This is a genomic window from Verrucosispora sp. TAA-831 (assembly GCF_050780145.1).
Lineage (GTDB): Bacteria > Actinomycetota > Actinomycetes > Mycobacteriales > Micromonosporaceae > Micromonospora.
Window position 1 is genome coordinate 106,904 of record NZ_CP192240.1, and the last position, 12,639, is coordinate 119,542.

Here is a 12,639-nt window from a genome sequence, read left to right on the forward strand (position 1 = left end):
GTCAGACCCTGGAGCGCCCCAACAGGAACTCCGCGACACACTCCGGGTGGTCCTCATCATCGCCGGCCAACACCATCCCCCGAGCACCCACTCCACCGTGGTAGCAGGCCACGAGGGTGGGCCGGGCGGCCTTGCCCGTGTCCCGAGTGGTGAAGACGAACCGCCCCTCGGCAACGGTGACGAGCGCGATCCCGTGAGTCCTGGCGAACTCGACGGCCCCCGCCTGGAACGCCGAGGTTGCCACCAACACCCCCTTGTGCGCACCCACGCTCAGCACCTTCTGCCGCAACACCTGCACCAACTCCCGCTTGATCGGGTTCCGGTGCAACTTCGCTTCGACCACCACCACGAACTCCATCCCGGCGAACCGGTACCGCGCGGTCGCGTCAAACTCGTAGATCCCGTCCACCCCGGCGACCTTCTCATGAGTACTCACCACCAGCCCGTCAACCTGGGACATTGCGGCCCCCAACAGTTCCCCGGCAACGAACTCCTCGAACTCACCCGGCGTGATCCCCGGATACGGATACCGCCCCACCACCCGCTCGTCCTGTACCACCCCGCCACGTTACCGCGCGTGGTTACGACCTGGCCGAAGCCCGCCGCACCCGGAAAAAGATCAAGAACAAGGCTCGGAAGAACCGACCCAGCCGCCGACCGAAAACACGTGCTCCGATCCCCAGCGCTTTAGGGACGGGCGTCGAAGCCGCAGGCCACGACCGCAAAGCGCGAAAAGAAATCACCTTCGGGTGTGGCGCCCACATCGCACCCACGTGACACCCACCGTCCACGCAGGGCGGACAGCAAGACGGGCGCGACCGCCGTATCGGCGGGTCAAACCCCTCATGATCTTGTGCGCCCGAAGGGACTCGAACCCCTAACCTTCCGATCGGGATTGTAAAACGAACGGTGTAACTCCTGATCAAGGAGCAGCACCTGATGACGGATGTCGTGTTCACCGAGGCTGATACTGGCCAGGTGGCGAAGCGTGGACCGGCGCGGCCGGTGGGAGACGGGGTCGACGATCAGCTCGTCGCGCAGGTGGTGGAACAGGCTCGTGCGGCGGGTCTGCAGCTCACCGGCGAGGGCGGGCTGCTGCAGCAGTTGACCAAGCGGGTCCTGGAAGCTGCTTTGGACGGTGAGATCACCGATCACCTGGGCTATGACAAGGGCGACCCGGCCGGGAACAACGGTCAGAACTCCCGCAACGGGGTGCGAGGCAAGACGGTGCTGACGGAGGTCGGTCGGGTGCAGATCGAGGTGCCCCGCGATCGCGACGGCACGTTCGAGCCGCAGATCGTGCGTAAGCGTCAGCGCCGGTTGTCCGGGGTCGAGGACATGGTGATCTCCCTGTCGGCCAAGGGATTGACCACCGGGGAGATTCAGGCCCACCTGTCCGAGGTGTATGGCGCGGACGTGTCCCGGCAGACGATCTCCACGATCACCAACAAGGTCGTCGACGGGATGGCCGAGTGGCAGAACCGGCCACTCGATCCGGTCTACCCGGTGATCTTCCTCGACGCGGTGCACGTCAAGATCCGCGACGGGAAGGTCGCGAACCGGCCCATCTACGTGGCCCTGGCCGTCACGGTCGACGGCAACCGGGACATCCTCGGACTCTGGGCCGGTGACGGCGGTGAGGGCGCGAAGTTCTGGCTCACGTCACCCGCGCCGACGTCCGGCCGCATCGAACCCTCGGCCTGGGCCCGCTCGACCAGGTGCTCGACCACGTCGATCACTGCGGCGCGGGTCTGCCGGAAGTCGGGCGCCTCGGTGAATGCCTGCCTGGTGTGCTCGTCCATCATGGTCATTTGCGTGCTGAACCGCAGGTCGACAGCCCGACGGACGATCCGCGTGAGGGCATCCCACGCGGTCGGCTCCTCGTCGATCGCGGCCTGGGCGTCGGCCAGGATCATCGAGAGACTCTCCAGGGCAACGGCCCGCAGCAGCGACCCCCGGTCAGGGAAACGGCGGTACAGCGTGCCGACGCCGACCCCTGCCCGTCGGGCGAGTTCGTCCATCGGCGCGCCCGGACCGATCTCGGCGAACACGACCCGGGCCACGGCCACGATGTGGTCGCGGTTGCGCTGGGCGTCGGCCCGTAGTCGTGTCGTTTCGGCCTTCATCGCAACCTCCCACGTACCGGTACATTATCCGGGCGCGGCCGTGCCGGCCCCTCGGCCGAGGACGATGGCCGTTGAGCGCTTTTGTGGTATGGACCGGTTGCCGACCAGCGGCCCGGACCCATGGCGGGATCGTGGCCAGCGCGGTGATGCTCACCGCCAAGTGGGCAGTGAACATCACCGGGCTGCTCTGGGTAGCCGCCACAGCCGTCATCTCGGTCGGCGCCGACCTACCAGACCGTTCGTCGTACCGGCGGGCTCATTGCTCTGCCAGGCATCGCCGCCGTCCCCTGGACCACCGGAACCGATGGTCACCCATGCCGGAACAACTCGGTTACGCCCTGCAGCTACCCGTCATGATCTGGGTCGAGGTCGGAGGAAAGTCACAGGATCGTGCGGAGGCCGGGCACGCGGCGGATAGTCGCGGCGGCGGCGACGCTGATGGCCATGCCGAGAGTGGCGACGGTGGCGAAGGTGGCCAGGGTGGGTAGGGCGGCGCGGGCGAATGCGAACTGTAGGGCGACGACGATCGGCAGGTGGACGATGTAGATGGTGTAGGAGTTGGCGGCCATGGCGCGGGTGAGCCGGTTGTGGCCGGCGAAGACGTCCCGGAACAGGGTGAGCAGGCCGATGCTGAGGCCGACACACAGGAAGGTCTCGGTCAGGGTCCAGCACGCCGAGGACCAGGAGGCGCCGCCGGGGGCGAAGAACGGGGTGTCGGTGCCGGTCCAGAACAGTACGACGGTGATTGCCGCGCCGATGGCCAGCCAGGTGTAGCCGGTGGAGCGGGGCAGCCGGGTGAGCCAGTCGCGTCGGTAAGCGATGACGCCGGCGGTGAAGAACGCCGTGTACTGGGCGAGGCGGGCTGGTTCGGCCTGGATGAACTCGAAGAGCGGCACCCACTGGTCGAGCGGGTACCAGATTCGGATGAGGAACACGACTGCGGCCAGGGCGAGGGTGAAGATGAGCAGGCTGCGGTTATCGGGTGTCCGGGTCGACGGGGTGATCGGGCGGACGCGGCGCAGTAGTACGCCGAGCCAGCGGAACAGCACGTAGAGGGCGCTGAAGGCGAGGAGGTTCTGGATGAACCACAGGTGCCCGAACTGCAGGTCGGGCCAGATCGGCCCGGTCCAGTCGGCGGGCTGCGGACCGAAGCCGAGGAACACGTCCAGGTAGTAGCGCGGAAACGAGATCGGCGGGTGGCCGCGGTATTCGCGGTAGTGCACGTACATCAGCGCCGGGATGATCGTGGCCGAGCCGACCAGGAACGGGATGCCGAGGCGCTTGAGCCGGCCGCGCAGGAATCCCCAGTTGCCTGCGCGGTCGGTGGCGCGGGGCACGAGGAACGCGGCGACGAAGAACAGCAGGCTCATCCGGAAGGCCCCGCCCACTGCGGAGAGGTCGGCCAGGAAGGGGACGTCCTGGCTGCCTTCGACGTACCACCAGTCGGCCGGGCCGTATGCCTGGGCGGCGTGGTGGATCACCACCATGAGGATCATCGCGACCCGTAGGTTGTCCAGGTAGTGCAGGTGCTGAGTGCGGGGTGCGGGGGGCTTGTCAGCGACACTGATCATATGTTCAACGTACTGAACATGTGTTTAGCGCCGGATCGGGTGGAATCCCGGAGGTCCGCCCGGGGGATGTCCCCGAGGGCGGTGCCGGTGCGGTGGCATACGGTGCTGGTATGCAAGCGTCGCCCTCGGACCTGACCGGACGGGCGCGGCTGCGCGAGGCGGCCCTACGCCTGTTCGCGCAACGCGGTTTCGCCGCCACCTCGGCCCGCGCGGTGGCTGCCGAGGCTGGCCTGTCGCCGGCCCTGGTGATGCACCACTTCGGCTCCAAGGAAGGGCTGCGCGCCGCCGTCGACGAGGAGGTTCTGGCCCGGCTCGGCGCTGCCCTGCGGGAGCGGGATCCGAGCGGTGGGGATCTGATGGGGGCACTGGGTGAGGTGTCCGCCCGGATGTTTGGCGCTGACCCGGTGCTCCGCGGCTATCTACGCCGGGTGCTGCAGGAGGACAGCCCGGCCAGCGCCGCGCTGTTCGGTCGCCTCCTGGAGGGTGCGCGTACCGAGTTGGAGCGGCTGATCGCGGCCGAGGGCGGCCGCACGGACGCGGACCTTGAGTGGGCGCCGTTCCAGATGCTGTGCCTGATCGTCGGCCCGCTGATGCTGGAACCGGTCATGCAACCCAACCTGGACCGGCCCATGTTCGACGGGCAGGTGCTGGCCCACCGCAGCGCCGCCAACCAACGCCTGCTGCGACTGGGCCTGTTCGGCGCCGACCCGTCGACCGGTACACCGGACACCGCAACGCCTGCCCGGCGGCGGTGACCTCCGGATGATGGGAGCCCACCGCCAGGTGACCCAGCGTGGCCAGCAACCGCAGTGCTCGGACGCCCATCGCCTGCTCGACGAGCGGATCCTGACGCAGTTGGGGTCGGCGCAGGATGGCGCGTGGAGTTCGGCGGCAACATCGTCGATGTTGCGGGAACGGTCGGCCCGGCGCAGCGCGGCGGCGATTCGGCCTTCGGACACCGTGGCTGCCGCGGCGGGGCCCTTCCCGTTGATCTGGGGTGCACCACGGGGACACACCGTGGAGACTCGATTTTCGAGCGAAATAACTTGAATATCGAGCGATACCGTGCGATATTCGATAGGTGCATCGAATAGTCTTCGTCCTGCTCACCCTCCTGATCGCGCTAGGGATGGCCATCAGCCTCTTCGCCCAGGTCGTGATCCTGCCGGGGATCGCCGCGTCGGAGGCCGAGCTCTTCCCGCCGTACGAGCCCTACCGCGTCCCGCTCCTGACGGTCGGCATCGCGTTCATCGCCTGTGCGCAGGTCGTGCTCGCGGCAGTCTGGATGCTGCTGTTCCGCGCGCAGTCGGGCACCTTCTTCCGGCCCGGGGCGCAGCGCTGGGTGATCACAATCGGCGCGGCGATCGGCACCGGCACCCTACTCACCGTCGGCCTGTTCGTGTTCTTCACGTTCGGGCAGTTCCCGTCGCCCACCGACGGCATGGACACTCTCGGGCTGTGGATGGCCAGCGGGCTGGGCTGCCTGGTCGGCGCCGCGCTGCTCGGGGTCATGTTCGTGGGGCACCGGCTCGTCGATCGCGCGACGAGCGCACAGACGGAGCTGGACGGCGTGCTCTGATGGCCATCGTGGTCGAGATCGATGTGCTTCTCGCGAAGCGGAAGATGTCGGTCAGGGACTTCGGTGACGCAATCGGGCTGAGTCTGGCGAACGTGTCGGTGCTGAAGAACGGCCGCGCGAAAGCCGTACGGTTCTCCACACTCAACGCGATCTGCGAGGCGCTCGACTGCCAGCCCGGTGACGTCCTGCGCTGGGTGCCCGACGACGGTGGTGCGCGGTAAGGCCCAGATCTCCACCCGCCGTGGGCCGTGGCCGCGCCAGCCGATGGATATCCAGGCCAGTTGGGGTTGGTTGACGCGGTAGTCCACCCAGCGGGCGGGGATGGTCGGGGCGTCTTCCACGGCAGTGGCGGTGCTCTGGGCGGAGCCGCCGAAGGTCACCGTCTCGACGCACGGTTGTCCCGTGGTGAGGGTGATGGTCGTGGCCAGGGTGGCGGTGGGAACAGCGCCACGGCGCGTCCACCATCAAGAACACCATCGCGCCGCTGGTCCGCGTGCTCGATGAAGGAGCGGGCGCCCGTACCAGCCTGATCAGCCCGCCGGCGACGACCAATGGGGGCCGTCCTGAACCAGGCCCTCATCGACGCGGCCGTCGACGTGCCACACCGTCCCGCGGTGCCGGAGCGCTGGCGCTGCACCCCGGCCGACCGGGGCCCCTCTTCAGGAACCCGACAGCGCACCGCAGGCGTCGGAGTCGAGCCCGTCACACCGCCGAGCGACCGGGTATCGCTGCTACCCAAGATGCGCTCAGGTGGTGTAGCGTCGATAACATGAGCGACAGCCCTTCGGTCCGACCGATCGAGAGTGATGTCCGCACGAGGCTGATGCATGCCGCAGAGCTTCTGCTGGCCTCGTCGCAAGATGGACGGATCTCCACGCGCGAGATCTGCGCGCGAGCGGGCGTCACCGCCCCGACTCTTTACCATCATTTCGCGGACAAGGACGCGCTGCTGGATGCGGCGGTGCTGGAGGGTTTCAACGCCTATCTCGCAAGAAAGCACGCCGTCGGGTGGAGCGGCGATGTGCTCGATGACTTCCGTGCGGGATGGGACATGCATGTGTCCTTCGGCTGCGAGCATCCCGCCCACTACCGGTTGATGTTCGGCAACCCCCAGGCTGATCAAACCGTTCCTGCGGCGTTGGTGGCGCAGGAAGAGCTCGCCCGCCAGGTCACCCAATGGGGTGTCGGCGGTTATCTCAAGGTCCCCGTCGAGACCGCGACGCAGACGATGTCGGCTGCCGCGATCGGGGTGGTGATGCAGCTGATCGCGCTACAGGCCGACAGCACGCACCCGATCTCGACGAACGTACGCGACACCGTCGCCCAGGCCCTGTTCCATCCTCAGTACGCGCGCGACGAGGTCGCCACAGGCACATCCCGGCCCGCCAGCCTTCTCCTGGACGCGTTGCCGCCGGATTTCCTGGGGCCCCTGCGTGCGACGGAAGTCGCGCTCCTGCGCGAATGGCTCACCTCCCTCGCAGGCAGCCCGCCACAACAAAGGACCCCCACATGACCGACACATCCGAAAGCAGCCTCACGCGTGATCTCGTGACGGAGACCATCAACGCCCTCGATGCCGGATACGGAACGCTATTGCGGTCACCACTCCTGAAGAAATCCCGGTGATTAAGGGCTCGACCACGAGAACATCCGTCCCTCGACGGTACGCCGCTAAAGGCCTGGTGGCTCCCCCGCGAAGGGTCCACGAAGCCCATCATCGCCAGTAATCCGCTGTGATTCAGCCGCTACGACCTGCCCGCGCACCTTGGACCGTGGAAGTCGATCGGCGCCCCGACCGGGAATGACTTCGCTCGCGCGGACCCTGGAACCACAGGATGGCCATCGGTCTGTTCAGCCGGTGCCAGGGCATGAACGCCACGATGTTCACCATTGCCGGAAACCCGGCGAGTTCGAGGACGTTCGTTGTGCTGAGCCCCTGAGCCGCTCTCAGTCCAGCGGAACCCGCAACCCAAGAACCCCACTTCCTGGCACGCCACACGGCGTGACAGATACAGATCCAGGCCGCGTTCCGACCGGCCTGGGGAAGCGTCCATGCGCCCGGCTCAAGATCGGGCTGCTACGCGAATGGCTGACGGCCGATCGGGCCATCCACATGACAAGACAAGGGAGAACCATGACCGAGAGAGCCGACGGCTGGAAATCACAGATGTACGAGGGCAGGCAAGCGATAGTCACCGGAGGTACCCGTGGCATCGGAGAGGCCGCCGTCCGCCGACTCGCCGCCGCAGGGATGAGCGTGGTCATGGTCGGTCGTAGCGACGCGACGCTGCGACAGGCCGCCGACAGGATCCGCGCGGCGGTTCCTGACGCCGAACTTCGCCTGGAGAGCGCGGACCTGTCGCTGATCCGGGAGGTCCGCGCACTGGCCGACCGACTCGCTGACAGCACATCACCCAGTGTGGTGATCAACAACGCCGCGGTCACCGCCGACATCGGCAGTCGCACCGACGAGGGTATCCAGCTCACCCTGGCCACCAACCACCTGGCGCCCTACGTGCTGATGCGCACCCTCGCCGCGTCGGTTGAGGCCCCCGCCCGATTCGTCGTGGTCGGCGCGAGCCCCACCGTGCTGAAGTCCTACCCGGTGGACCTGGATGATCTGCATGCACAGAACGCCCGCGCACTCGGTCGCTTCTCCAGTTTTCGCCCCTTCGCCGCCTATGCACGCACCAAGAACATGAACACGATGTTCGTCTACAGCCTGGCGAGACGGATGGCGGACAGTGGCATCACCGTCAACGGAGCCCACCCCGGGATCATCGCCCAGACCGGCCTCTCCCGTGACGCGCGCGGACTAGGCAAGATGCTGGACACGATGGTGAACCTCAACCCCTTGCGGAAGACACCCGACCAGGGAGCCGACAACCCGGTGTGGGTGGCGACCGATCCCAGCCTGGACGGCGTGAACGGACGCTTCTTCGTGGACCGCAAACAGGTCACCACGCCCGACCACACGCTCTCCGTCGAACGCTGCGAGGCGCTCTGGGAGCGTAGCGCTGAACTGGTCGGCATGGAGCCGTGACGTGGTGCTGACAGCCGACAACCGCCGCGTATGGAGCCGGCTACGACCGCATCAGGCTGATCGTCGTTCGGGACGGGAGCACGATCTTGCTCACCGGGTTCCGGCAGCAGCCGGTCACTCGGGGACAAGCCGGTCCGGGCAGCCCTGGGGCAGCCGCGGCGGCGGGACCAGTCGTCGAGGCCGACGGGTGGTCGACAAGGGCACCCAGGCGTCGGATTCGGGCGCCCTTTCTCGGGTGAACTAGGGTGGGCGCGATGGGGAGCAGGCAGGAGATCGGCGCGGTGCCGCCCGAGGCCGACCTGGCTCGGGCCGATTCGCTGGCGCGGGAGATCTTCTCGGACATCGCCAACAAGTGGCCTCTTCTGATCATCGAGTTTCTCGGTCTGCGGACCATGCGGTTCAACGAGCTACGCCGCGAGGTGGGCGGCATCAGCCACAAGGTGTTGGCGCAGAACCTCCGTACGTTGGAGCGCAACGGCCTGGTCGAGCGCACCGTGCACCCGACTGTGCCGCCCAGCGTCGACTACTCACTCACCGAGGCTGGCCAGGCGCTACGCAAGGTGGTCGACGGCATGTGCGACTGGACCCAGACATACCTGAGCCATATCGAGGACTCGCGCGCACGCTTCCCGAGTTGATCGATGCGGTTAGTCGATCACGGCCGTCGCCTCGATCTCGACCAGGTGCTCGGGGACGTCCAAGGCCACGATGCCGAACAGTGATGCGGGCGCCTCGATGGTGACACCCAACTTCGCCGAGGCGCGGGCGATCCCGTCCAGCACCTGCGGCATGAGCCCGGGCTCCCAGTCGACCACGTGCATCGTCAGCTTGACCACGTCAGCGAACGTAGCCCCGACGCCGGCCAGCGCCGTGCCCACATTGAGGTAGCTCTGTTCGACCTGTGTGGCCAGGTCACCGCCTCCCCACGCGACCTGACCGGCGATGTGGACAAGTTTCGAACCCGTTGCCACCGACACCTGCTTGTAGATCGGGATCTCGGGCAATCCGGGTGGATCGATCAAGTGAACAGCCATGAACCGACCGTACGAGGAAGACGTCAGGCCCGGAAGAGAGCACTTTGTCGAGCCCAGGGCACCTTCTGGTAACCGCGTCGGTCGGCGCTACGGCGCGGATCGGATCGACCCCGAGGAGGACGGCGGCCTACGGACACCTCGTACGGCCGGGACAGCGAGCCGGGTTCCGCCTGGCCGACCAGCACGACGGTCTCCGCCGACACGGTGGTCAGCAGCTCGTGCACCAGCCGGGTCTTCCCGATGCCCGGCTCGCCCGCGATCAGCGCAACCGCCGGCTCACGCGCCGAAGCGAGCTGCGCCAACCGGCGCAGCTCGCTTTCCCGCCCGATCATCACTGGGCTGGCACCGCCGCGGATGGTTCGCACGACGTGAGGATAGTGAACGTTGAGCTGGGTGAACACGTTCATGCTCCTTGATCGGAAGTGTTGGATGGTGCACCTTGGTCGTACCGGCGAGACGGACGGCGGGCGCACGCTCGTCGGATCGGGTCAGGTTCTGTCAGACACGGACTTCCTGACAGAACCTGACCGGGCCCGCGAAGGGCTTCGACTGACAGAACTCGCGTTCTGTCACGCGATATCCGCTGGGGACAGATCCGGCGAGAGCTGTCGGGGCGGGGTGGGTTCGGCGCGCAGGACACGCACGAGCGCTGAGGCGGTGGCGTTGGACAGTTGGTGCCCGTCAGCGCGTAGCTGTCGCGCGAGGGCCTTACGGGACAACGGTGTCCCCTGGGCCGCGAGAGCACGGGCGGCGGTCCGGGCGATCGGGACCAACGCCGCGACCTCCGGCCCACCGTCCCGGACCCGCCTGTGGAGGTTGCGGCGGTCCGGGACCGTCGACTGCCCGCCCACAGCGGTGGCGGTGACCGCCGGGGCGGAGTCCGGGACCGTCGCCGTGCCGGCGTGGACCGGCGCAGACGGTCCGGGGACCGTCTCAGCGGCGTCCGGGACCGTGGCATCGGTGCCGGAAACGGGCCCGGAGCACCCGGACCGCTCGGACCGGTTGCTCGGGGCTGGCGGGGCGGTCCCTTGGTGGAGCGGGGCAGGGTCGGCGCGGCCGAGGGCGATCTTCACCATCGCCAGGAAGCCGAGCGCCGGCAACGCGGCGGCGATCCAGCCGATCACCGACGGCTCCGCCCCGACCACCTGAGCCGCCAGAGACAAAAACACCGCCACCGTTAACACGGTCGCCGGGAACGCCACGCTCTTGCCCAACCGCCGGTTACGGCGCAGCTCCAGGCCCGCCGCGATCGACGTCAACTCCAGCACGACAGCGTCTGCCCACGCCAGCCAACCCGGCTGCCCGTGAGCGGCGGCCACGTCATGGACGTGACGGAAGGACGCCGCGCCCGCCGCGCCACCGATCAACAGCATGATCAGCACCTGGACGCGATCCTCCAGCCGCTCCCGCCCCGACCGCAGTTCGCCGGACCAGTCATCCGGTCGATGCTCAGGTCTCGCCAACGGCCCACCACCCGTCGACAGACAGCCCGCGCACAGCCCCAGCCGAGACGGCCAGGCCAGCGCGGACCGGAACCGCGGGCTCGACGGACACCGCCGCCAGCCCCGCCAAATTGATGTTGAATGAAGTCGCTTCGTTCGCTCCATGAATGGTCGTAGGTTTCGAGGTAGGTGAATGAAGGCCGCCCGGGAAGACCGCCTGCGACCACGCTTCCGGGCAGGCGTGTTCCTGCCGGGTGACGCCCGGCCGGGCGGACCTCATTCGCACGCAGAGGTCGTAGAAACACTGTGGACGAATCAACGAACAAGCCGAAACCCGCGCAGGGGCAGGCAAAAAGGGCAGAACGCGCGTCGCGCCTGTACGGCAGACCACGCTCAGCAGCGGACACGGGACAGGGTCAGCAGGGCCACACGGGGGCAGAAGTCACCAGCAGCGCACACGCAGAGCGCCCGAGGTGAAGCGGCGGCTCAACTCGCCGACAGCCGAACCTTCATGTGGGTCCTCCCATCACTCCACGCCCCCGACGTCGACACGAAGGACAGCAGGCACCCCAACTCCGGGAAAGCCTGCCTCTCCATTGCCCACCGCGCCAAGCGCCGGCACGAGAACGCACAACCAGTACGCCCCGGCACCACCCGCCGAGTCAACCCCGAATTCGACGGGCAACCCGCGCGCCCTGCGCCGTCAGCCCGGATGAGTCCAGGACCATCGCCTCTAATGACCGGCAGTACCTCTGCGTCCGCCCAGCCACCGCGAAATCCCCTGCTGTTCCACTCACTCCTTGGGACGGTCTTCTCATCATTCAGGCGATGCGGGCGGAGGCGGTCAGCGAGTAGGACCGTCTGCAGTTGGTCGGGGCACTGCCGCCCGTCTCCATGCAGTAGTGAGTGTCGTTCCTTGCGGATCAGGTCGTAGCCGTCGAAGGTCGACAGCATGCAGAGATGGGATCCGCTGAAGGAACATCAACTGCTGGTGCTGCGGCGAATCGGCGACGGGGACGACCTCAGCGGCCCCGACGGGGCCGACCAGCGTCACACAGCCCGGGCCTTGCAGACCCGTCGCCTCGTCGACATCAGCCGTCGAGGTGGCGTGTGGCGGGCCCAGATCACCGACGCCGGCCGCTTCTACCTCGACAACGGCATCCACCCCGACCACCCCGACCGTCTCTCGGGCGACACCACGCCACCCCGTCAGCGCGTCCGGACCACCGCCACCGCCAAGCAAGGCAAGCCGACCCCGGCCCCCTCAGGGACCGACGACCCCAGCGAGATGGACGGCTCGACGCCGTCCCCCGCCACCGTGACGGTCGAGCAGGCCCGACAACTCGTCGAACGCCTCCAAGCCGAGGGCGGAACCGTGCGTGTGGAGAGTCCCGATCCCGAGGAACGTGCCTGGTATCGGCGCGTCATCCACGCCGCCAAACAGCACAGCCTCGTACCCACCGGATTCCACCTCAAGCACACCGGCCGCGCCGCCGGCGACTTGATCATCCGCCTGTCCAACGACAACAACCCGGACGAGACGGACTGGAACCGGATCCGACTCAACACCCGTCGCGTCACCGCCGACCCTGACCTCGTGTTCGCCGCCCTCGAAAAGAACCCAGCCAGGCTGGAAGTCACGGAGGCATCCGTCCCCAGGGCGCTGGAACTGATCCGTGGCCTCGCCGCCGAAGCCCGACGACGAGGCCACCGGGTCGGAGTGAACACCAAGACCAAGAACCCCTCCGTCTACCTGCAGGTCGACAAGACCCGCCGAAGGGTCAGCCTGGTCGAGGAGTACGACGAAATCCCCCACGTCCCCACCGCCGAGGAGACCCGCCAGT

At 67.6% G+C, this 12,639-nt stretch carries 13 protein-coding genes and 1 pseudogene; 7 read left to right on the forward strand and 7 right to left on the reverse strand.

The annotated features are described in order from the left end of the window. Position 1: 1 nt before the first annotated feature. Complete coding sequence (locus tag ACQVFL_RS00500; protein WP_431728305.1) at positions 2-559, reverse strand: restriction endonuclease; 558 nt, start codon at positions 557-559, stop codon at positions 2-4. Positions 560-939: 380 nt separating this feature from the next. On the opposite strand from ACQVFL_RS00500, the pseudogene ACQVFL_RS00505 reads away from it, so the two are divergent. Then, positions 940-1,662 (forward strand): annotated as a pseudogene (locus ACQVFL_RS00505) (IS256 family transposase); the annotation flags it as partial. On the opposite strand, the gene ACQVFL_RS00510 reads toward ACQVFL_RS00505, so the two are convergent. Both ACQVFL_RS00510 and ACQVFL_RS00515 read right to left on the reverse strand, forming a co-directional pair. Then, positions 1,569-2,126 (reverse strand): TetR/AcrR family transcriptional regulator, encoded by a 558-nt coding sequence (locus ACQVFL_RS00510; protein WP_431728306.1) that lies wholly within the window; start codon positions 2,124-2,126, stop codon positions 1,569-1,571. The pseudogene ACQVFL_RS00505 and the gene ACQVFL_RS00510 overlap by 94 nt on opposite strands. A gap of 380 nt (positions 2,127-2,506) precedes the next feature. Next, a complete protein-coding gene (locus tag ACQVFL_RS00515) occupies positions 2,507-3,697 on the reverse strand; it encodes an acyltransferase family protein (protein ID WP_431728307.1) in 1,191 nt (396 codons plus the stop codon). Positions 3,698-3,807: 110 nt separating this feature from the next. On the opposite strand from ACQVFL_RS00515, the gene ACQVFL_RS00520 reads away from it, so the two are divergent. From ACQVFL_RS00520 to ACQVFL_RS00545, 6 genes are all read left to right on the forward strand, one after another. Next, positions 3,808-4,452, forward strand: a complete 645-nt coding sequence (locus tag ACQVFL_RS00520) for a TetR/AcrR family transcriptional regulator (protein ID WP_431728308.1) — start codon at positions 3,808-3,810, stop codon at positions 4,450-4,452. A gap of 326 nt (positions 4,453-4,778) precedes the next feature. Beyond that, positions 4,779-5,276, forward strand: coding sequence for a DUF2975 domain-containing protein (locus ACQVFL_RS00525; RefSeq protein ID WP_431728309.1), 498 nt, complete (start codon positions 4,779-4,781; stop codon positions 5,274-5,276). After that, positions 5,276-5,497: a helix-turn-helix domain-containing protein gene (locus ACQVFL_RS00530; RefSeq protein WP_431728310.1), complete on the forward strand. Its 222-nt coding sequence runs from the start codon at positions 5,276-5,278 to the stop codon at positions 5,495-5,497. Before ACQVFL_RS00525 ends, ACQVFL_RS00530 begins: the two co-directional genes overlap by 1 nt. A 548-nt stretch (positions 5,498-6,045) precedes the next feature. Beyond that, the gene (locus ACQVFL_RS00535; protein WP_431728311.1) at positions 6,046-6,789 is read left to right on the forward strand and encodes a TetR/AcrR family transcriptional regulator; all 744 of its coding nucleotides are present in this window, start codon (positions 6,046-6,048) and stop codon (positions 6,787-6,789) included. Positions 6,790-7,410: 621 nt separating this feature from the next. Beyond that, positions 7,411-8,319, forward strand: coding sequence for an SDR family NAD(P)-dependent oxidoreductase (locus ACQVFL_RS00540; protein WP_431728312.1), 909 nt, complete (start codon positions 7,411-7,413; stop codon positions 8,317-8,319). Between the two features lie 254 nt (positions 8,320-8,573). Next, a complete protein-coding gene (locus tag ACQVFL_RS00545; RefSeq protein WP_396699819.1) occupies positions 8,574-8,957 on the forward strand; it encodes a winged helix-turn-helix transcriptional regulator in 384 nt (127 codons plus the stop codon). A 9-nt stretch (positions 8,958-8,966) separates the two neighbouring features. On the opposite strand, the gene ACQVFL_RS00550 is transcribed toward ACQVFL_RS00545, so the two are convergent. The 4 genes from ACQVFL_RS00550 to ACQVFL_RS00565 all read right to left on the reverse strand — a co-directional run bounded on the left by ACQVFL_RS00550 (position 8,967) and on the right by ACQVFL_RS00565 (position 12,611). Continuing rightward, complete coding sequence (locus tag ACQVFL_RS00550) at positions 8,967-9,353, reverse strand: RidA family protein (RefSeq protein WP_396699817.1); 387 nt, start codon at positions 9,351-9,353, stop codon at positions 8,967-8,969. Positions 9,354-9,376: 23 nt separating this feature from the next. Beyond that, positions 9,377-9,760, reverse strand: a complete 384-nt coding sequence (locus ACQVFL_RS00555; RefSeq protein ID WP_431728313.1) for an AAA family ATPase — start codon at positions 9,758-9,760, stop codon at positions 9,377-9,379. A gap of 162 nt (positions 9,761-9,922) precedes the next feature. Beyond that, positions 9,923-10,816: a DUF2637 domain-containing protein gene (locus tag ACQVFL_RS00560; RefSeq protein ID WP_431728314.1), complete on the reverse strand. Its 894-nt coding sequence runs from the start codon at positions 10,814-10,816 to the stop codon at positions 9,923-9,925. 1,243 nt (positions 10,817-12,059) lie between these two features. Then, the gene (locus ACQVFL_RS00565; protein WP_431728315.1) at positions 12,060-12,611 is read right to left on the reverse strand and encodes a hypothetical protein; all 552 of its coding nucleotides are present in this window, start codon (positions 12,609-12,611) and stop codon (positions 12,060-12,062) included. Between the last annotated feature and the right edge of the window lie 28 nt (positions 12,612-12,639).

Excerpts from the sequence above, each read along its gene's own strand:
- ACQVFL_RS00510 (WP_431728306.1), bottom strand. The coding sequence starts at position 2,126 with ATGAAGGCCGAAACGACACGACTACGGGCCGACGCCCAGCGCAACCGC.
- ACQVFL_RS00550 (WP_396699817.1), bottom strand. The coding sequence starts at position 9,353 with ATGGCTGTTCACTTGATCGATCCACCCGGATTGCCCGAGATCCCGATC.
- ACQVFL_RS00555 (WP_431728313.1), bottom strand. The coding sequence starts at position 9,760 with ATGAACGTGTTCACCCAGCTCAACGTTCACTATCCTCACGTCGTGCGA.
- ACQVFL_RS00515 (WP_431728307.1), bottom strand. The coding sequence starts at position 3,697 with ATGATCAGTGTCGCTGACAAGCCCCCCGCACCCCGCACTCAGCACCTG.
- ACQVFL_RS00530 (WP_431728310.1), top strand. The coding sequence starts at position 5,276 with ATGGCCATCGTGGTCGAGATCGATGTGCTTCTCGCGAAGCGGAAGATG.
- ACQVFL_RS00540 (WP_431728312.1), top strand. The coding sequence starts at position 7,411 with ATGACCGAGAGAGCCGACGGCTGGAAATCACAGATGTACGAGGGCAGG.
- ACQVFL_RS00520 (WP_431728308.1), top strand. The coding sequence starts at position 3,808 with ATGCAAGCGTCGCCCTCGGACCTGACCGGACGGGCGCGGCTGCGCGAG.
- ACQVFL_RS00545 (WP_396699819.1), top strand. The coding sequence starts at position 8,574 with ATGGGGAGCAGGCAGGAGATCGGCGCGGTGCCGCCCGAGGCCGACCTG.
- ACQVFL_RS00535 (WP_431728311.1), top strand. The coding sequence starts at position 6,046 with ATGAGCGACAGCCCTTCGGTCCGACCGATCGAGAGTGATGTCCGCACG.